Here is an 18,891-nt window from a genome sequence, read left to right as displayed (position 1 = left end):
CTGCTTCCGGCGGGCGAGGGTCGTCCGCCGCACACCCGGGGACTTCTGCCTTGGCGCCTGAACATCTGATCCCGCTTATGGTCATCCCGGTCGTGCTGGTTCTGGCCGTGCTGAAAGGCCGGAAGACGCGCGAGCTGAAGCCGCAGCGGCTCTGGATCCTCCCCACCCTTCTCACCGCCCTGATCCTGTTCGGCATGTGGGGAATGACGATGAACCCCGATGTCGGCCCTGTCGCCTTCGGGCCGGCGGAATGGGCCATGCTGGCCACGGGTCTGGCGCTGGGTTGCATCGCCGGCTGGTGGCGCGGCAAGACCGTCACCATCGAAAAGGAACCGGACGGCAAGCTGATGGCCCGGACCTCGCCTCTGGGCGTCATCATTCTTCTTGCCGTCTTCGCCGGCCGCAGAGGACTGGAGGCCCTGCTCGAAGGCCACGCCGCCCAATGGCATCTGAACCTCATGGCCCTGACCGACGCCTTCATGCTGCTGGCCGTCGGCCTGATCGTGTTCCAGCGCGTCGAAATCTTCATCCGCGCCCGCCGCATCCAGTCCGGCGGCACGGACAGCCATGTGGAGTTGGCGGCATGAGACGCGCCACAGGCCTATCCCTCGCCATCCTTCTCATTGGCACGCCCGCCCTCGCCCAGACCGGCGCCGACTGGGACATGCGACGCGACGAACGAGCGAAGCTGAAGGTCGCCTTCACCGCCTTCGACAATGGTCTCGCCATCGGGGCCCGTTGCACGGACGGGGTTTATGAGGTCGCCATCGCCGGCCTGCCCCCTGCCCCGGGCGACCTGGATTCGCGGATGCTCCGCATCGGCTTCGATGCCAGGCCGCCCGGCGAACAGACCTGGTTCGTCGCCTCGGATCGAGGCACAGCGATCAGCAGCCTTCCGGCGCCCTTCGCGAGAGCCTTGAGAAATGGCGGCCGGATGGACGTCATCGTGCCGGGAGCGGGCGAAGGCGGCCGCAACATTCGCTATGTCATTGAACTCCCGGCATCGGCCATGGCGATCGACGAGACGCTGGGCGCCTGCGGTCGGCCGCTGGAAGATCCACGCGACGCCCTGCTGCCGGATGCGCCGGGCGATGGAACCGTGCGCGGACGGGAGTGGGCCCGTGCGCCGAGGCCGGTCTACCCCGCGACCGACTTTGGTTCGGGGTTCGCCACCCTCAGCTGTATCGGCCGCGCATCCGGACTTGTCGAAGAATGTGTCGTCGAGGCCGAATACCCGCCCCGGCAAGGCTTCGGCCGGGCCGCCGTACGCGCGGTCGAGCGGGCGCGTCTGCAGCCCATGACCGATGCGATCGACTCGCTGGTGACCTTCACAACCACCTTCTATGTCGAGGGTCTGCAGCCCGGCCGGCGTCAGGAGACCCCGACCGGTTCCCGGCTTCGCGTGCCCAGTCCGGATGGCTGATCGAAGGGACTGGCGCTCGCCCCCGGCCCTGCGCTAAACGCATCCGGTCCGGCCCGCCGGACCCTCCGACGCATGCGGGCGTGGTGGAACTGGTAGACGCGCCGGACTCAAAATCCGGTTCCGAAAGGAGTGTCGGTTCGAGCCCGACCGCCCGCACCATCGGCTTCTCGGGTCAGATGTTCGACGCCGCGAGCGGTTTCGGCTATGAGCGCGCCGGTGACCCCTCCGCCTCCACACAGATTTTCAGTGGCCCCGATGATGGACTGGACCGACCGGCATTGCCGGGCGTTCCACCGGGCCCTGTCGTCTCGCGCCCTGCTCTACACCGAGATGGTCACCGCCCCGGCGGTGATCCATGGCGACCGGGAGCGGCTGCTGGGCTTTGACGCGGTCGAGCATCCGGTGGCCCTGCAACTGGGCGGGTCGGACCCGGCGCAGCTGGCCGAGGCGGCGCGCATCGGGGCGGCGTTCGGCTATGACGAGATCAACCTCAACGTCGGCTGTCCGTCCGACCGGGTCCAGTCGGGCCGTTTCGGCGCCTGTCTGATGCGCGAGCCTGAGCTGGTGGCCGACTGTATGGCCGCGATCCGCGAGGCGGTCGACGTGCCCGCCACCGTCAAATGCCGGATCGGGGTGGACGACCAGGACCCGCAACAGAGCCTGTTCGCCACGGTCGACGCCTCGGCCGCCGTCGGGATCACCACCTTCATCGTCCATGCCCGCAAGGCCTGGCTGAAGGGCCTGTCGCCGAAGGAGAACCGCGACGTCCCGCCGCTGGACTATGGTCTGGTGCGCCGGCTGAAGCGCGAGCGGCCGCATCTGACGATCTCGATCAATGGCGGAATCGCCGACCTGGACCAGGCCGAAGCCCTGCTGGCGCCGGATCCCGACGGCGTCCGACTGGACGGCGTCATGCTGGGTCGCGCCGCCTATCATGAGCCGGCCCTGCTGGGTCAGGTGGACCGCCGGCTGTTCGGCGCGGCGACGCCAGACGTCGATCCGTTCGACGCCATCGCACGCTACCGGCCCTATCTGGCGGCCCGGCTGGACGAGGGCGTGGGGCTGGCGGCCATGGCGCGGCACATGCTGGGCCTGATGCACGGCCGGCCCGGGGCGCGCGCCTTCCGTCGTATCCTGACTGTCGAGTCAATCCGGCCGGGCGCCGGTCTGGAGGTTCTGAACCGGGCTGTGGAGGCCGTCCACGAAGCCGCCGCGCGCCGCATCCGGGACGATCAGGCGGCCTGAACGCCGGCTCCGGCCGCAAGCCTTCATTAAGCCTGTTGGGAGAAGGTGCGTCTGTCCCTTCCGGAGCCGCCTTCATGACCCGCCTGCTTCTCGCCACGGCCGCCGCCTGTTGCACCCTGGCCGCCTGGCCCGCCCTGGCCCAGACGGCGGGAGACCCGGCCGTCGCGGTCGGCGGCCAGATCGGCACGACAGGCGTCGGGATCGAGGCCCAGTTCGCGCTCGGGCCCATCTTCGTCCTGCGCGGGGGTCTGGACACCCTCGGCTATGATCTGGACGAAACCTATGACGGCGTGGACTACGCCGGCCGCCTGGATTTCGACACGGCCGGCGCCTTCGTGGACCTGCATCCCCTGGCGAACGGCTTCTTTGTCTCGGGCGGAGCCTATATCGGCCAGCGCAATATCGGCCTGAACGCCACCCCGACCGCGCCGGTGAATATCGGCGGCCAGACCTTCACCCCGGCCCAGGTCGGGACCTTGACCGGCGAGATCCGCCTGCAGGACGTCGCCCCCTTCGCCGGCCTGGGCTTCGACAACACCTTCACCCGCCGTTCGCGCTGGGGCTTTCGCGCCCTGGCGGGGGTGGCGTGGAGCGACAAGCCGGAGGTCGACCTGACCTCGACCGGCGGAACCCTGTCGAACGACCCGAATTTTCGCGCACGGCTGGCGGAAGAACGCGCCTCCCTGCAGTCAGACGTCGAGGACTACGGCTTCTATCCGGTCCTTCAGCTGGGTCTGAACTACAAGTTCTGATCCACGCCCGGTAAGGACGGGCATGCTCAACCTGCCCCTGAACGAAATCCTCAGCCTCATGGCCGCCGTCATCGCTGCGGGGCTGTTCGGAGGGCTGATCGCCGGGCTGTTCGGCGTCGGCGGCGGGACGGTGATCGTGCCGGCCCTGTTCTATGCCTTCGCCACCCTGCACCTGGGCGGAGAGAGCAATCTGCACGTCGCGGTGGGCACCTCGCTGATGACCATTGTCGCCACCTCCTGGCGGTCGCTGAAGGCCCACAGGTCGCACGGCGCCGTGGACGAGGCGGTGCTGAAAGCCTGGACGCCCTGGGTCGGGGCGGGCGCCCTGGCCGGGGCGGCCGTGGCCGGCTTCACCTCCATGGGCGGACTGGCCATCGTCTACGGCGTCTGCCTGGCCGTCGTCGCCGCCCAGATGGGGCTGCTCCCCGAGCGATTCACCCTGGCGCGCGATCTGCCGACCGGCTGGGCGAGACGGGCGGTCGGCGGCCTGATCGGCGGCCTCTCGGCCATGATGGGGGTCGGCGGCGGCAGCTTCGGCGGGATGATGATGACCCTGTGCGGCCGCCCGATCCATCAGGCGGTGGCCACGGCGTCAGGCTTCGGCATCGCCATCGGCGCGGCGGCCATGGTCGGGTTCGTGATCTTCGGCTGGGGCGCCCCGGGACGGCCGCCACTGTCGCTCGGCTATGTGAACGTACCGGCCGCCGTGGTTATGGGGGTGCTGACGACCCTCGTGGCGCCCTGGGGGGCGCGACTGGCCCACAGTCTGGACAAGCGGGTGCTGAGAAAGGCCTTCGCCGTCTATCTGCTGGTCACTGCCGGTCTGGTGGTGATCAAGGCTCTGTAGGCGCGAACCGGTCAGGACCTCAGGGTCAGGACCTCAGGGTCAGGGCCTCAGGTCAGGGCCTCAGGGTCAGGGCGGCCGGGGTGGCCTCGAATGCCGCCAGCCGACCCAGATAGCTCATGCCCAGCAACGACTGGGAAAGGCCCTCCTCAACGACGAGGGCCTCGACCCCGTCCACCCGCGCGCCGGCCACAGAGACTGAGGCCAGGGTGACCTTCGCCGCCCGGGCCGGACCAGAGGCGGTGTTGACCGTACTGGTGAAATCCTCATGCGTGAGTTTCAGCCCCAGTCTCAGGGCGTCCTCGCGCGTCAGGGCGACAACGCTGGCCCCGGTGTCGACCAGGACCCGCACAGCGCGGCCGTCGATCTTCGCCTCGGCCCAGTAGTGGCCATCGGCGGCGCGCACAACCTGGCCGGGGCGGCCGGGTCTGGCTTCAGCCACAGGATGGTCCGCCTCGACAGGCGCCCCGGACACGGAATCGGCCGCGACGGCGGCGACGGCCGACGCGCCCCGACCCCCGCCGTGGTTCAGCCACAGGCCGAGGCTGAGCGCGCAGGTGGTGGCCACGACCACGATGCCGGCGGATTTCAGGTCGAAAACGCTCATTCTGGATCACGCGGGGAGGACAGTGACGCTTCTGCGGTCACAACCATCCTGCACGGACAGGGTTTGATTGGGGTGAAGCGAGAGGGTTTACGCCGGGTTACCGCCTGGCTTCGCTCCCAGCCGGACGGGGTCGATACGCCCGCGACGTTCCGGCAACTCCGCCATGATCGCGGCCCGCGCCGCCTCGGTCAGAGCGCTCCACCCGCCGATTTCGGCCAGGGTTCGAAAGCAGCCGAGGCACAGGCCCGACCCGCCATCGACGATACAGACCTGGATACAGGGCGTCGCCACAGGTCGGGGCGGGCCCTCCGCCGCCTCGGTCGGCGCCGGACCCATTCGGGGCGAAGGTTCATCACAGTTAGGCAACAACTGCTCCGCTAACGGACTAAAAACTTGCAGTTTGCGTCATCCTGTGCGATACAGGCTGCGACGCGAAACGACTAAGAGGGTGCAAACCCCTGCAAGCACGACGTGTCTCTTTTCATCGTTCAACGAAAGGAGACATCACAAGATGAACGATAAGGACCGTAACCTCCAGCACGCCATGACGTCCTTCGCCTACTGGGGCGGCATGCTGGTGACCACCAACCGACAGGCGCGCGCGAATGATCGCGTCGTCAGTCACCCGTCCAGCTTCGTGCCGATCGAGATCAAACGACCGCGCTGACCCCCTGCGCTGATCTCAACTGAACCCCGCCTGACATTCAGGCTTGCACGTCAGAGCCCCGGCCCCGAAAAGGCCGGGGCTTTACATTGTCGGGGGTGTCTCATGACGGGTCTGATCACGCAGCAACGGGTGGAACAGCCGGGCGGCGGCGCGGTCGTCGTCTGGATCTTCAACCGGCCCGACCGGTTGAACGCCCTCCCCGACCTGACGGACGGCGATGAGGTCGCGGCCCTGTGCGAGGCGGTCAACGCCGATCTGTCGGTGCGCTGCGTCGTGCTGACCGGGGCCGGGCGCGCCTTTTCGGCCGGGGGCGACCTGACCGCCATGCGCGACCGGCGCGACCTGTTCGAGGGGTCCGGCGCCGCCATCCGTGAACGCTATCGCCGTGTCGTCCACCGGATCGTCCGGTCGCTCTACGGGCTGGAGGTTCCGCTGGTGGCGGCCGTCAACGGCCCTGCCATGGGTCTGGGCTGCGACATCGCCGGCCTCGCCGATCTTCGCATCGCTTCCGACCGCGCCAGTTTCGGCGTGCCCTTCCTGAAGCTGGGCATCATTCCCGGCGACGGGGGCTCGTGGCTTCTGCCCCGCAATGTCGGCTATGTCCGCGCCGCCGAAATGCTGTTCACGGCCCGGACGGTGGATGCGGCGACCGCGCTGGACTGGGGTCTGGTCAACCAGGTCGTCAACCACGACGACCTGATGCCGGCGGTGCTGGAGATGGCCGGCCGTGTCGCCGCCCAGCCGCCGCGCGCCCTGCGCATGTCCAAGGCCCTGTTGCGTCAGGGACGTGAGGCGAGCTTCGACCAGGTGCTGGAGATGTCGGCGGCCATGCAGGCCCTCGCCCATCTGACGGACGACCATCTGGAGGGCGTCAATGCCGTGCTGGACAAGCGCCCGGGCGTCTTCACCGGCGACTGATCGCGGAATCAGCCGCCCCGCGCCGCTTCGCCTGCGCCTGTATCCGGGCCCGTATCGGGTCGCGCGCCGCGGCCCTGACGGGGTCGATCCTCGCGCCCGCCCCGGCGGTTCAGGATTCGGCTGAGCGCCGTCCGGTCGGCGGGGCCCAGCGTGCCGAGCAAGGCCACGGCATCGGCTTCCAGCCGGGCGCGACCGCGCAGTTCGGCGGCGCGCGACCGATCCAGGGCGGCGGTGACGGCGGGGGCGTCCAGGGTCGGGGACCCGGCGAGATCGACCGCCTGGCGACGGGCGGCGCGGGCGGCCTCGAAATCCGGCCTGGCGGCCAGGGCCGAGGCGCGCATCGAGGCCCGCACCCGGTCGCGCACGGCGGGATCCATATCGGCCAGAACCTCGCGCAGCGGACCGCGCTGGGCCGGCGCCCGCATCTCCGCGACCCTGGCCTCGTGGCGTTTGATCCCCGTCCAGACGGTGACCCCGGCCGCCACGGCGAACAGGTTGACGGCCACCGATACGGCCAGGGCGATGGCGAGCAGGCGGGAATTCATCCCGCCATCTCGCTGTCGTCCAGCGTCGATTGCGACGCCTGATACAGCACCGCGTCGGCGCTCGCGTCGGCGCTGATCTGGGCGCTGAGCACGATCCCCGCCGCCACGCCGGCGCAGGCGGCCGCCGCCCATCCGGCCCCGAAGACCAGGGCCAGACGGTCGCGCCACAGCCTCATCCGGCGCGGCGTCAGGCCCGCGGACGCGGCCGAGGCCAGCACCCGGTCCCTCAGGGCCATCGACACGGCCGGCTGGGGCGAGGCCCACAGCCGATGATCCAGGTCGCGCGCCGCCTCGACAGCCGCAGCCCAATCCGGCGCATCCTGATCCGGACTGGCCGCCAGCAGGGCGCGGCCCGCCTCGCGCTCGGCCTCTGGCCAGCGACGGGGATCGGCGCCATAGGCGGCGACCAGTTGTTGGAGCCTTTCGGCGTTCATACTCATCCTCGATCAGCCCCCCGATCGTCGGCCAGGTCGGCCAGTGAAATCCGCAAGGCCCGACGGCCCCGCGACAACAGACTTTCCAGCGCCTCGACGCTGACCGCCATCAGCGACGCCGCCTCGATATTGGTCAGCTCCTGATAATGACACAACACGATCGCCTCGCGCTGGCGATCGGGCAGGCGGGCAAGCGCTGCATCCACCCGCACCCCGGTCTCGGCCGATAGCAGGCCCTGATCCGGGGCGGGCCCGTCGTCGACCCGCTCGGGCGGCGTCTCGGTGGGAACCTCGCGCCGCCGCCTGAGCCGGTCGTAGCAGAGGTTCAGGGCCACCCGGTGCAGCCAGGTGTCGAACTTCGCCTTGCCGGGCGTCCATTTCGGGGCCTGACGCCAGGCCCGCAGCATGGCTTCCTGGGCCACGTCCTCGGCCTCGACCGGATCGGACAGCATCCGTCTGGCCAGGGCCAGGATGCGCGGCAGCTTGCGCGCCACCATCGCCTGGATGGCCGCCGCGTCGCCCTGGCCGACACGTCGGACCAGATCCTCGTCGGGGTCGACGATACGCGCCAATACGACCACTCGCCTCGCCTGCCATCCGGAACGGCCTGTCGTCAGTGACCCGGCCTGACACGACACTACTCCGAAGCGGGGGTCGCAGGCGACGCCGGGATTTGAGCGGTCGGCGTCGAATTCGCACCGGCCGGAGCCTCCCGCCTCATACGCCGGGCCTCGCCCCGTCCGCCCTGACGCGGGCCCTGGCCGGCGCCGCGCGCCTCGCGACGTTCACGCATCGCGCCTCGAGCCGCCTGGAGTTCGGTCCGGACCAGAAAGCCGTCCTCGTCCGCGTCCAGGCGATCAAAGGCCGCTTCCGCCTTCACCCGCGCCTCGGCCAGGACGACGGGTGTTGCCGCCCGGGCCCCGCCGGCCTGCAGGCCCGGACGGCCGCCGGCCCGCGCCATGCCCGCCTGGATGTTGCCGGCCTGAACGTTGCCGGCCTGTGCCATGCCTTGTCCCATTCCAGCCTGTCCCGGACCGCCCTGGCGCCCGGCGTGACGGGCGCCGCCGTGACGCCCCTGATGGCGACCGGGCCCGGCGGCGCGCCCGGGTCGGCCCTGTTCCGCAGCGGCGTCGAACTCCGCCCGGCTGATGACCCCGTCCTTGTTCGCGTCCAGTCGCTCGAAGCGACGGGTCGTGCGCGTCGCGGCCCTCGCCTCCCGCGAGGCGGTGCGTTCGGCGACCGTCACCGTGCCGTCCCGGTCGGCGTCCATGGCCGTCAGCGGCGCCAGTCGGGCATTGACGAACTCGGCCTTCGACAGGCGACCGTCACGGTCGGCATCGGCGCGCATCAGACCGCCTGCACCGCCACGGGCCGGTGAGGCCGGCCCGGCCATCGGGGTTGCGGTCCGGGCCGCCGTCTGGGCCGAGGCGACGCCTGACGACAGGGTCAGACAGGCGACCGCAAGGCCGCTGAGAAGCTTCAATCGGGTCATGGTCGTCTCCACCACAGGGGCGCGGGGTCCGCGCCGTTCAGGGGGTTCAACGCGAACCGGCCGTCTCTCCGTCGCCGGACGTCCTGTCATCATCGCCGACAGGCGGCAGCACGGCGTCAAAGGCCGCGCGGGCGGCGATCCGATCAGCCGTCAGCCGCGCCACCAGGGCGTCGAAATCGGGGGATCCGGCGGCCAGGGCCAGACGCTGGCGGAACGGCCCGGGCTCATCCTCCGGCTCGGGGCGGTCGTCGAAGGCGCAGGCGAACAGCTGACCCAGCCTCTGCTGCAAACGCCAGGCGTCGGCCAGCACCGGGTCGCCGGCCAGCTGCTCCAGCGTATAGGGGGTCAGGGCCTCGCCTGCCGCAGCCGCCTGCAGTTGACGGAACTGGCCGACGAACTCCGCATCCACCAGCCCGCCCGGCGAGAGTTTCAGATCCCAGAAGCCGGAGGGCCGCCGCTCCCGGTCCATCAGGTCGCGCATGGCCCGCACGTCATGGGCGACATCGACGCCCGGACGCGGCCGCCTCAACGCCGCCTCGATCGAGGCCTGCACCCGGTGTCCGAAAGCCGGGTCGCTGGCCCAGGCCACACGCGCGCGCGTCAGGGCCATGAACTCCCAGGTCGCCGCCTCTTCCAGATAGTAGGCGTCAAAGGTCGACAGCCGCACCGACACCGGCCCCTTGGAGCCGGACGGCCGCAGCCGCATGTCGACCTCATACAGGCCGCCCTCCGCCGTATGGGCCGACAGGGCCGAGATCAGCCTCTGGGTGAAGCGGATGTTGAAGACATCGGCGGACCAGCCCTTGATGGTCGACACCGCCTCGGGCGGGGCCTCATAGACGGTCATCAGATCCAGGTCGGACCCGGCGGTCATCTCCCCCGACCCGGCCTTGCCCAGGGCGATCACCGCCGAGGCGCCGGGGAAGGCGCCCCCCAGCCGCACGGTTTCGGTCAGGGCCGCATCGGCCAGCACCTTCATCACCGCATCGGCCAGGTTGGTGAAGGCCTGTCCGGCCGTCTCGGGCCCGACCCGGCCGCTCAGGGTCTGGATGCCGATGCGGAATTGCTGTTCACGGTGCAGGCGGCGGACGGCGTTCATCGCCCCCTCGAAATCGCCGGCCGCGGCCGCCTCCTCCGCCATCTGGTCGAACAGGCCGGTGGAGGGACCGAGCCGGGCATGGAACCGGGCGTCCAGCATCGAATCCAGCGCCGCCGGATAGCGGCCCAGCGTCCGCGCCAGCCGGGGGGCGAAGGCCATGACCCCGACGATCATCTCGAACAGTTCGGGCTGGTTCAGGAACAGGGCCTGGACCTGCACCCCCGAGTTCATCCCGGCGAAGAAGGTGGCGAACCGGGTGAAGGCCGCGTCGGCCGCCCCGGTCCGGGCGACCGCCTCCAGCAGTTTCGGGGCCAGCCGGGTGAACAGCTCGCGCCCACGGGAGGTCCGGGTCGCAGGAATATGGCCGTGGTGCCAGCCCCGGATCGTGTCGGCGACCGAGGCCGGCTCGGCAAAGCCCATCCGCTTCAGGGTTTCGATCGTCTCCGGATCGTTCTCCACCCCGGTGAAGACCAGACTGCCCCAGGACGAGGACAGGTCCTCCTCCCCCTCGAACAGCTCGCCATAGCGGCGGTTGACCCCGATCAGCAGGGCCTGGACCTGGTTGTCAAAGACGGCCAGATCCCCCTCGCCCGACAGGGCTGCGACAGCTGCCCGGCGCGCCCCGTCCAACGGCAGGGTGTGGGTCTGTTCATCGTCCAGCATCTGGACCCGGTGTTCCAGCGCCCTCAGGCGGCGATATCCGGCGCACAGCTCATCGGCGACATGCGGCGGAACATGGTCGGCGGCGACCAGGGCGGCGAGGGCGGCCTCGGTGCGCGGACTGCGCAGGGACGGGTCGCGCCCGCCCAGGATCAACTGCTGGGTCTGGGCATAGAATTCGATCTCGCGGATGCCGCCCCGTCCCAGCTTCAGATTGGCCCCCATGGCGACCATGCCGACGCCGGTCTTGTGGGCGTGGATCTGGCGCTTGATCGACTGGATATCGAGCACGGCCTGATAGTCGAGACTGCGCCGCCAGATGAAGGGGGTCAGGTCCTCAAGGAACGCCTCCCCCGCCGCGATATCGCCGCAGACCGCCCGCGCCTTGATGAAGGCCGCCCGCTCCCAGTTCTGGCCGACGGATTCATAATAGGCCAGGGCCATGGGCACAGCCACGACCGGCGGGGTCGAGGAGGGGTCGGGCCGCAGCCGCAGGTCCACCCGGAAGACATAGCCGTCGGCGGTCCGCTCCTGCATCAGCACCGACAGCGACTGGGCCAGCCGGTCGACAAACCCCTGTATCTCCACCCCGTCGGCGAGGGCGGGCGCCAGCCGGTCGGGGTCGTAGAAGAAGGAGATGTCGATGTCGGAGGAATAGTTCAGCTCAAACGCGCCGTGTTTCCCCATGGCCAGGACGAACAGGCCGGGGACGGGCCCCGCCGGATCATCGGCCGCAGAGATCAGCCGTCCCCGCGCCCGCAGGTCATGGGCCACGGCCCTCAGCGCCGCCTGGGTTGAGGCGTCGGCAAAGGCTGACAGGGCGTGGGTCACCGCCGTCAGGTCCCAGACCCCGCCGAGATCGGCGAGGGCCGTCAGCAGATGCAGTTCGCCCTTCAGACGGCGCAGCGGCGCCTTGGCCGCCTCGGCCCCGCCCTCCAGCGCCTCCGTCGCCGACAGGATGGCCAGCAACCGCCCCTCCGGCGCCCCGGACAGGATGTCGCGAAGCTGATCGGGCCGCCGCCGCGCGAGGCTGAACAGATAGGGCGAGGCAGAGAAGACGGGCTCCAGGGCGGGCCAGGCGGCGTCCAGCACCGGCCGCCAGCCGCCGTCTCTCGCGGCCTCCCCCAGCCGTTCCAGCGCCCGCGCCGCCGCCTCCGCATCGACCACGGGCCCGCAGGGGCGCAACTGTTCCCCGAGCGGGCTCACGCCGTCGTCGTCGCGGGCGGGATGACCAGGGCCACGCGCAGGCCGGGCCCGAATCCGCCATAGGCCCCGGGCCCCTCATCCAGCTGGATACGGCCCTGATGCGCCTCCAGCACGGCCGAGACCAGCGACAGGCCGAGACCGGACCCGGCTTCCGACCGGCTGTTGTCCAGACGCACAAAGCGCTGGATGACCCGCTCGCGATCCTCGTCCGGGACGCCCGGGCCGGTATCGGTGATCGAATATTCGATCTCGCCCGACGACCGCCGCCGCGCCCGCAGCATCACCGCCCCGCCGGACGGGGTATATTTGATGGCGTTGTCGATGACGTTCGCCAGGGCCTGGGCGAGGAAGGGCGGATTGCCCTCGATCATCAGCCCCTTTTCGATCTCGGCCGAGAACTCCAGCCCCTTGTCCTCGGCGGCGGGCTCATACAGTTCGGCCATGTCCGCGGCCAGGTCGGCGGCGTCGAACACCACCGGATCGGGCGCCCCGCCCGACTGCAGCCGGGCGATGGCCAGCACCGTATTGAAGGTCTTCAGCAGGTTGTCAGCCTCTTCAAGGGCGGTCGACAGGGCGTCGACACCCGTCACCCGACCCGCCTCGGCGTCGATCAGGGCGACCTCCAGCCGCGCCCGCATCCGGGTCAGGGGCGAGCGCAGGTCGTGGGCGATGGCGTCGCCGGCGTGGCGGATCGAGGCCATCGAGGCCTCCAGCCGGTCCAGCATCCCGTTCAGACCCCGGCCCAGTTCCTCCAGTTCGTCACCGCCCTCCACAGGGCCCCGCGCGGGCTGCCGGAGCGGTACGCGCGCCTTCAGATCGCCCTCCTGAACGGCCGAGACCACGGCGTTCAACCGGCCCATCGACCGTTCCAGATTGCGGCTGACGATCAGCCCTCCGGTGGCGCCCAGCAGCAGCACCATCCCCATGGCCATCCACAGGGCCTGGGTCAGCCGGCCCAGATAGGCTTCAGTGTCGCCCAGATCCTGACCGACGAACAGCCGTTCGCCGCCCGACAGTTTCATCTCGACGCCGAAACCCTGACGCCGCTCGACCGTGCCGTCTTCGGCGGTGTCGGTGAAGGTGAAAGTGTCCCACACAGCCCGCTCGCCGACGTCCCGGTCCAGCGGAGAGTCCGACAGGCTGGTGGTGATGACCTGTCCGTCCCGCCCGACCAGCACATACAGATAGTGGCCGCCCCTGACGACCCGCTCGACAAGGGCGCCATTGAGGGCGTCAGGCCCGCGCGTCCGATAGATGGCCGTCAGGCTGGCGACCTCGGTCTCGACATCCGTCCGCGCCCGCGCCCGCGCCTCCTCGGCCGAGGCGATATAGACATAGGCCAGGATCGCCGCCGCCGCCGCCGCGAACAGGGCCAGGAACAGCAGCGTCAGCCGGAACGGCGTGCGACGAAAGAGGGAGGGGAGGCGCATGGTCCTGGTGACTAGTGAGTCGTGAGTAGTGAGTAGTGCATTTCAATCATCCAGCCGCCCGACACACCCCTGCACACTACTCACTACTCACCAATCACTCCTAAGCCTCCAGCCGGTACCCCGCGCCCCGCACCGTCTGCAGCATGGCCTTGTCGAAGCCCTTGTCGATCTTGGAGCGCAGGCGGCTGATGTGGACGTCGATGACATTGGTCTGGGGGTCGAAATGGTATTCCCAGACCTTCTCCAGCAGCATGGTGCGGGTCACCGACTGGCCGGCGTGGCGCATCAGGAACTCCAGCAGCTGGAATTCGCGCGGTTGCAGGTCGATCTCGGTCGTTCCCCGGAACACGGTGCGGGCGATCAGGTTCATCTCCAGATCCCCGACCTTGAGCACGGTCTGGACCCCGCCGGTCTCGCGACGGCGGGCCAGGGCCTCGACCCGGGCGATCAGTTCGGCAAAGGCGTAGGGTTTGACCAGATAGTCGTCGCCCCCGGCCTTCAGACCCGTGATCCGATCCTCGACCTCGCCCAGCGCCGACAGGAACAGAACCGGCGTCTGGTCGCCGTCCTTCCTCAGGGTCTCGACCATGCCGATGCCGTCCAGGCGCGGCATCATCCGGTCCACCACATAGACGTCATAGCCCCCGCGCTGGGCCTCCAGCAGACCATAGGCGCCGTCCACGGCATGGGCCGCCTGATGCCCGGCCTCGGTCAGGCCGCGCAGCATCGCCGCCGCCGCGTCCGCATCGTCCTCGACCACCAGAATCTTCATGGCTCACTCCCCCCGACACCCAAGGCCCAAAACCCTGCCCGGAATCAAAATCGCCGCCGATGATTGCACATCGGCGGCGATCTGGTGAGTTAGGGATTATTCAGCTTTGGAAAGCTCCAGGGCGACCGTCTGCGTCCCTATGGAGGTCCAGACAAACAGGAGGATGCTTGCGCGACCGGCTCTACGGGCGGCGGCGACCTCTTCAGTCAGGTCTGCCGCCGAGCCAATCACCTTGAAGTTCGCACGGGTGATGACGGCGCCCACGGGTATCCGCAGTTGCGCCGCTATTGAATTCGGAGCGACGCGAGAAATCACAACGCCCGTCACGGTGTCGGCGATCCCGAAACGCTGCCGGACAGCCGGCGTGATCGTTCCGACCGTCATGCCTTCGATAGTCGTGCCCGAAGCAGAAGGCGCCCCCGGCGTCGCGGGGCCGGAACCGTCCCGTTGAGCGTTCAACTCCTCCTCCGGCGGACGAATGCCCGCCCGGATGTTCAAGGTCTGACGACGGCCGTCGCGGATGACCTCGAGCCGAATCATGTCGCCGGGCTTGGCGCGCCCGACCTGACGCGTCAGCTCTGTACCGTTGCTGACGGCAACGCCATTCACGGCGACGGCAATGTCATTGGCCCGCACCCCGGCTGTCGCGGCAGGACCATCCTCGTTGACGCTTTCGATGAGCGCCCCCTTGAAATCTTCCGGCTGGCCGAGGGCCTCCCACATTTCGGGGGTCAGACTGCGGATACCAATGCCGACATAGCCACGCTGGACTCGCTCGCCGCGCATCAACTGATCGACGACGGGCTTGGCGACCGAAGCCGGGATGGCGAACCCGATGCCCACCGAGGCGCCCGTCGGCGAAATAATCGCCGAGTTCACGCCGATCACGCGACCGTAGATGTCAAAGGTCGGACCGCCGGAGTTGCCCCGGTTGATGGCCGCGTCGATCTGGAGATAGTCGGTATAGGGCGTGGAAGCGTCGAGGTTGTTGCGACCCTTGGCCGAAATAATGCCGGCCGTGGCCGTGCCTCCGAGCCCGAACGGATTTCCGACCGCCACGACCCAGTCGCCGACGCGCGGCTCAGCCTCTTCCTCGAAGCTCACGAATTTGAAGTCATCGCCCTCAACCTTGATGACCGCCAGATCAGAATTCTGATCCCGCCCGATGAGTTTGGCGTCCAGTTTTCGTCCGTCGTTCAGCACGACCTTGATCGAGGTGGCGTTCGCCACAACGTGGTTGTTGGTGACGATGAAGCCGTCCTTGGAAATGAAGAAGCCGGAGCCCGCGCCTGCCGCCGTTTCCGGCTCGGCGTCCGGATCGGGCTCTGCGCCCTGCGGGTTCGGGATGACGAAGCCCGGGAAGCCGGGGATCTGGATGCCGCCGCCCGTCGGGCGTTCAACGGGCGTCTCGACCTCGATCTGGACCACGGCCGGGGCGACCTGTTGCACGATGTCGGCGAAGCTGAGCGGGGCGCCCTGCGGCGGGGCGAAGGCGAGGCCCGAGGCCCCGGCCGACGGCACCAGCTGGCCGGGGCGGGTCTCGGCCTGGGCGGTGGGCCAGCTGATGACCCCGCCCGCAGTCGCGCCTGCGGCGATGATCAGGCCGGCGGCGGCCCCCAGAATGAACTCCTTGCGCTTCAGCATCGTCGTCCTTGAAACCCTGTGATGATCCGCCGGGCGGACCGTTCATCTGTTGATATAGGCCCTTGGGCGGATTGGCCAACCGGCGTCCGTCAAGGCCCCGGGAAAACCTTGATCGCCCCGGACGTTAGTCGTGGGGCGGGTTTGCGTCAGGATCGGGGCGAACCGCTTCATCCGCCAGCAGGGCGTCCAGCCGCGCCTGCTCGTCCGGCGTCAGGGCCGCCGCCGGCTCCGCCCGCCGCCGGGCGCGCCACAGCATGACCAGACCCCCGATCAGCACCAGGGCGAACGGGCCGAACCACAGCAGTCCCGTCGTCCAGCGGACCGGCGGGGTGAACAGGATATAGTCGCCCCAGCGGCGCACCAGATCCTCGCGCACCGCCGCGTCCGAGGCGCCCGAGGCGATCTCCTCGCGCACCAGCCGGCGCATGTCGGCGGCGATCCCGGCCGGGGAGTCGGCGATCGATTCGTGCTGGCAGACGACGCAGCGGACCTCGTCGAACAGCGCCTGGGCCCGCGCCTCCTGCGCCGCGTCCGCCAGCGGCCGGTCGGGGGCCGCCGCCGGTTCGGCGAGGGCTGTGGTCGAAAGCAGAGCGATGAAAAGGGCGGCGACCGCCGCGATCAACCGGCCTCTCATGCCTTCACCCTGCGCCGCGCGCCCACGCCCAGCCGCAACCGCCGGTCCAGCAGGGACAAAAGCCCTCCCAGGGCCATGATGGCGGGGCCGAGGAAGATCAGCCGCGCCCAGGGGTTCCAGTACAGACGCACGGCCCAGGCCGGGGCGCCGTTCGCACCTGTCCGCCGCTCGCCCAGCACCACATAGACGTCATCCAGCCCCCGGAAATCCAGCCCGACCTCGGTCGTGGTCTGGCCTCCGGTCGGGAAGAAGCGCCGCTCGGCCGTGACGGTCCGGGGCGCGGCCCCGTCATTGCGCATCACCGTCAGGGTCCCGCGCTCGGCCAGATAGTTGGGGCCCTCGACGATCCTGACCTCATCCAGCCGCGCGACCCAGCCTCCGGCCGAGACCGTGCCGCCCGTCGACAGGGCCGCCGCCGCCTCGGCCTTGAAGGCCGTCTCGGCCACCGCGCCCAGGACGAAGACGCCCAGGCCGGCATGGGCCAGGGTCATGCCCCAGGCCGCCAGAGGCAGGCCCCGGGCCCGACGCAAGGTCTCTGCGGCCGGGGCCCGGAACAGCCGGGTCCGCTCGGCCCACTCCGCCAGGGCCCCGAGGACAAGCCAGGCCCCCATGGCCAGGCCGGCGCCGGCCAGGGCCTTCTTCGGATCGAACATCAGCCAGCCGAGGAAGCCGCAGCCGATCGCCAGCGCCCCCGCCAGCGCCAGCCTCTGGCCTGCGCCCTTCAGGTCGCCCCGCTTCCACGCCAGCAGCGGCCCGGCCGGCAGGATCAGGAAGGCGCAGGCCATCAGGGGCGTGAAGGTCAGGTTGAAATAGGGAGGACCGACCGAAATGGTCGACCCGTTCACCGCCTGCAGGATCAGCGGATACAGGGTCCCCAGCAGCACCGTCGCCGTCGCCGCCGTCAGAAACAGGTTGTTCAGCACCAGTCCGCCCTCGCGGCTGACGGGGGCGAAGACGATGCCGCCCTTCAGCTGCGGCACGCGCCAGGCGAACAGGACGAAGGCGGACCCGGCCGTCACCGCCAGAATGGCCAGAAGGGTCAGACCCCGCTCCGGGTCCACCGCAAAGGCGTGGACGCTGGTCAGCACGCCCGAACGCACGAGGAAGGCGCCCAGCATCGACAGGGTGAAGGCCAGCAGGGCCAGGAACACCGTCCAGCCCGCCAGACCGCCGCGCCGCTCGGTGACGATGGCCGAATGCAGCAGGGCCGCCCCCGCCAGCCAGGGCATGAAGCTGGCGTTCTCGACCGGGTCCCAGAACCACCAGCCGCCCCAGCCCAGCTCATAGTAGGCCCAGAAGGCCCCGAGGGTGATGCCCAGGGTCAGCAGAACCCAGGACGCCAGGGCCCAGGGCCTGACCCAGCGCCCCCAGGCCGGCCAGAACCCCTGCCCCAGTCCGGCCAGGACCCGGCCCTCGATCAGGGCCGCCACGGCCAGGGAAAAGGTCACCGAGAAGCCGACATAGCCCGCGTAAAGCAGCGGCGGATGCACCGCCAGCGCCGGGTCCTGCAGCAGGGGGTTCAGCGACGCGCCCTGGAACGGCGCCGGGTCCAGCCGGGCGAACGGGTTGGAGGTGAAGACTGTGAAGGCGAGAAACAGGGCCGACAGACCGCCCTGCACCGCCACGGCCGAGGCCTTGAGCCCGAATGGCAGGCCATCGCCGCCGCCCTGACCGCCGGTCCGCGCCCGGGCGAGGATGGCCCCGAAGCCGGTCATGACCAGACACCACAGCAGCAGCGATCCCTCATGACTGCCCCAGGCGGCCGCCAGCTTGTACAGCATCGGCTTGTCGGTGTGGCTGTTGGCGGCGACATTGGCGACCGAGAAGTCAGAGGTCGCGAAGGCGTACACCAGGGCGCAGAAGGCCACCGTCACCGCCAGAGCCGCGCCGATCGAGGCGCCCTGACCGCCCCCGGCCAGCACGGGGCTGGACAGCCGGCGGCCGACGCCGGACAGCACGGCCTGCAACACTGACAACACCAGGGCCAGCAGCAGGGCGAAGGCCCCGATCTCGACGATCACAGCGTCGCCCGGGCGCTACGTTCGGCTCGCGGAGCCTCGCCCTCCGGCCGCCATTCGCCCTTGGCCTTCAGCCGGTCGGCGACCTCTTTCGGCATATAGGTCTCGTCGTGTTTGGCCAGGACCTGCCGCGCGACGAAGCTGCGGTCGGGCTGGAAGCTGCCCTCGGCCACGATCCCCTGCCCCTCGCGGAACAGATCCGGCAGATCGCCGCGGAAGATCACGCGGGTCGTCGCGGCATTGTCCGTGACGGTAAAGGCCACCTCGGCCCCGTCATGAACGACGCTGCCGGCCTCGACCAGCCCGCCCAGCCGGACCGACCGCCCTGCCGGGGCCTTGTCCGCCGTCGCCTCGGACGGGGAGAAGAAATAGGTGACGTTGTCGTTCATCGCCCACAGGGACAGGCCGGTGGCGAGCGCCAGCACGGGCGCCACGGCGGCGACGATCCACAGGCGGCGACGCGCCTTCGGTGATCGGGGGAGCCAGCTCATCAGCAGAAAT

General features: G+C 69.8%; 20 protein-coding genes and 1 tRNA gene. 8 read left to right on the top strand and 13 right to left on the bottom strand.

What is annotated here, in order from left to right; all coding sequences use genetic code 11:
• Positions 1–50: 50 nt before the first annotated feature.
• The 6 genes from ACW17W_RS03085 (at position 51) to ACW17W_RS03060 (ending at position 4,267) form a co-directional block, all read left to right on the top strand.
• Positions 51–587: a CcdC protein domain-containing protein gene (locus tag ACW17W_RS03085; RefSeq protein WP_492079249.1), complete on the top strand. Its 537-nt coding sequence runs from the start codon at positions 51–53 to the stop codon at positions 585–587.
• Entirely contained in the window at positions 584–1,423 is an 840-nt protein-coding gene (locus tag ACW17W_RS03080; protein ID WP_492079247.1) for a hypothetical protein, read from the top strand. The genes ACW17W_RS03085 and ACW17W_RS03080 overlap by 4 nt, the downstream gene beginning before the upstream one ends.
• Positions 1,424–1,497: 74 nt before the next feature.
• Positions 1,498–1,582 (top strand) — tRNA-Leu (locus ACW17W_RS03075).
• Positions 1,583–1,678: 96 nt separating this feature from the next.
• Positions 1,679–2,668, top strand: coding sequence for a tRNA dihydrouridine(20/20a) synthase DusA (gene dusA, locus ACW17W_RS03070; RefSeq protein ID WP_492080245.1), 990 nt, complete (start codon positions 1,679–1,681; stop codon positions 2,666–2,668).
• Between the two features lie 74 nt (positions 2,669–2,742).
• The gene (locus ACW17W_RS03065) at positions 2,743–3,420 is read left to right on the top strand and encodes a hypothetical protein (protein WP_492079245.1); all 678 of its coding nucleotides are present in this window, start codon (positions 2,743–2,745) and stop codon (positions 3,418–3,420) included.
• Positions 3,421–3,442: 22 nt separating this feature from the next.
• Positions 3,443–4,267 (top strand): sulfite exporter TauE/SafE family protein, encoded by an 825-nt coding sequence (locus ACW17W_RS03060; protein ID WP_492079243.1) that lies wholly within the window; start codon positions 3,443–3,445, stop codon positions 4,265–4,267.
• 52 nt (positions 4,268–4,319) lie between these two features.
• On the opposite strand, the gene ACW17W_RS03055 is transcribed toward ACW17W_RS03060, so the two are convergent.
• Both ACW17W_RS03055 and ACW17W_RS03050 read right to left on the bottom strand, forming a co-directional pair.
• On the bottom strand, positions 4,320–4,871 hold the full coding sequence (locus ACW17W_RS03055) for a TIGR02281 family clan AA aspartic protease (protein ID WP_492079241.1): 552 nt from the start codon (positions 4,869–4,871) through the stop codon (positions 4,320–4,322).
• 87 nt (positions 4,872–4,958) lie between these two features.
• Positions 4,959–5,207 carry a DUF1289 domain-containing protein gene (locus tag ACW17W_RS03050; protein WP_492079239.1) on the bottom strand — a complete coding sequence of 83 codons (249 nt, stop codon included), beginning with the start codon at positions 5,205–5,207 and terminating at the stop codon, positions 4,959–4,961.
• Between the two features lie 175 nt (positions 5,208–5,382).
• Between ACW17W_RS03050 and ACW17W_RS03045 the strand changes: the two genes are divergently transcribed.
• Both ACW17W_RS03045 and ACW17W_RS03040 read left to right on the top strand, forming a co-directional pair.
• Positions 5,383–5,538 carry a hypothetical protein gene (locus ACW17W_RS03045; protein ID WP_492079237.1) on the top strand — a complete coding sequence of 52 codons (156 nt, stop codon included), beginning with the start codon at positions 5,383–5,385 and terminating at the stop codon, positions 5,536–5,538.
• A 102-nt stretch (positions 5,539–5,640) separates the two neighbouring features.
• Positions 5,641–6,456: a crotonase/enoyl-CoA hydratase family protein gene (locus tag ACW17W_RS03040; protein ID WP_492079235.1), complete on the top strand. Its 816-nt coding sequence runs from the start codon at positions 5,641–5,643 to the stop codon at positions 6,454–6,456.
• An 8-nt stretch (positions 6,457–6,464) separates the two neighbouring features.
• On the opposite strand, the gene ACW17W_RS03035 is transcribed toward ACW17W_RS03040, so the two are convergent.
• The 11 genes from ACW17W_RS03035 to ccmE all read right to left on the bottom strand — a co-directional run bounded on the left by ACW17W_RS03035 (position 6,465) and on the right by ccmE (position 18,881).
• Positions 6,465–7,001 (bottom strand): periplasmic heavy metal sensor, encoded by a 537-nt coding sequence (locus ACW17W_RS03035; RefSeq protein ID WP_492079233.1) that lies wholly within the window; start codon positions 6,999–7,001, stop codon positions 6,465–6,467.
• Complete coding sequence (locus ACW17W_RS03030) at positions 6,998–7,435, bottom strand: hypothetical protein (RefSeq protein ID WP_492079231.1); 438 nt, start codon at positions 7,433–7,435, stop codon at positions 6,998–7,000. The genes ACW17W_RS03035 and ACW17W_RS03030 overlap by 4 nt, the downstream gene beginning before the upstream one ends.
• Positions 7,436–7,437: 2 nt before the next feature.
• Positions 7,438–8,007 (bottom strand): RNA polymerase sigma factor, encoded by a 570-nt coding sequence (locus ACW17W_RS03025; protein WP_492080244.1) that lies wholly within the window; start codon positions 8,005–8,007, stop codon positions 7,438–7,440.
• A 65-nt stretch (positions 8,008–8,072) separates the two neighbouring features.
• On the bottom strand, positions 8,073–8,927 hold the full coding sequence (locus ACW17W_RS03020) for a hypothetical protein (RefSeq protein WP_492079229.1): 855 nt from the start codon (positions 8,925–8,927) through the stop codon (positions 8,073–8,075).
• A 46-nt stretch (positions 8,928–8,973) separates the two neighbouring features.
• Positions 8,974–11,892 (bottom strand): bifunctional [glutamine synthetase] adenylyltransferase/[glutamine synthetase]-adenylyl-L-tyrosine phosphorylase, encoded by a 2,919-nt coding sequence (locus tag ACW17W_RS03015; RefSeq protein WP_492079227.1) that lies wholly within the window; start codon positions 11,890–11,892, stop codon positions 8,974–8,976.
• Entirely contained in the window at positions 11,889–13,322 is a 1,434-nt protein-coding gene (locus ACW17W_RS03010; protein ID WP_492079225.1) for a sensor histidine kinase, read from the bottom strand. The genes ACW17W_RS03015 and ACW17W_RS03010 overlap by 4 nt, the downstream gene beginning before the upstream one ends.
• Positions 13,323–13,422: 100 nt before the next feature.
• Positions 13,423–14,094, bottom strand: a complete 672-nt coding sequence (locus ACW17W_RS03005) for a response regulator transcription factor (RefSeq protein ID WP_492079223.1) — start codon at positions 14,092–14,094, stop codon at positions 13,423–13,425.
• A gap of 96 nt (positions 14,095–14,190) precedes the next feature.
• Entirely contained in the window at positions 14,191–15,738 is a 1,548-nt protein-coding gene (locus tag ACW17W_RS03000) for a trypsin-like peptidase domain-containing protein (protein ID WP_492079221.1), read from the bottom strand.
• Positions 15,739–15,862: 124 nt separating this feature from the next.
• A complete protein-coding gene (locus tag ACW17W_RS02995; protein ID WP_492079219.1) occupies positions 15,863–16,360 on the bottom strand; it encodes a cytochrome c-type biogenesis protein in 498 nt (165 codons plus the stop codon).
• 8 nt (positions 16,361–16,368) lie between these two features.
• On the bottom strand, positions 16,369–18,393 hold the full coding sequence (locus ACW17W_RS02990) for a heme lyase CcmF/NrfE family subunit (protein WP_492079217.1): 2,025 nt from the start codon (positions 18,391–18,393) through the stop codon (positions 16,369–16,371).
• The gene (gene ccmE, locus ACW17W_RS02985) at positions 18,390–18,881 is read right to left on the bottom strand and encodes a cytochrome c maturation protein CcmE (RefSeq protein WP_492079216.1); all 492 of its coding nucleotides are present in this window, start codon (positions 18,879–18,881) and stop codon (positions 18,390–18,392) included. The genes ACW17W_RS02990 and ccmE overlap by 4 nt, the downstream gene beginning before the upstream one ends.
• Positions 18,882–18,891 lie beyond the last annotated feature (10 nt).

Source organism: Brevundimonas sp. FV1ye29L (assembly GCF_058681095.1).
Note: the sequence above shows the minus strand (reverse complement) of the source record. Positions and strands in the feature narration are given on the sequence as shown.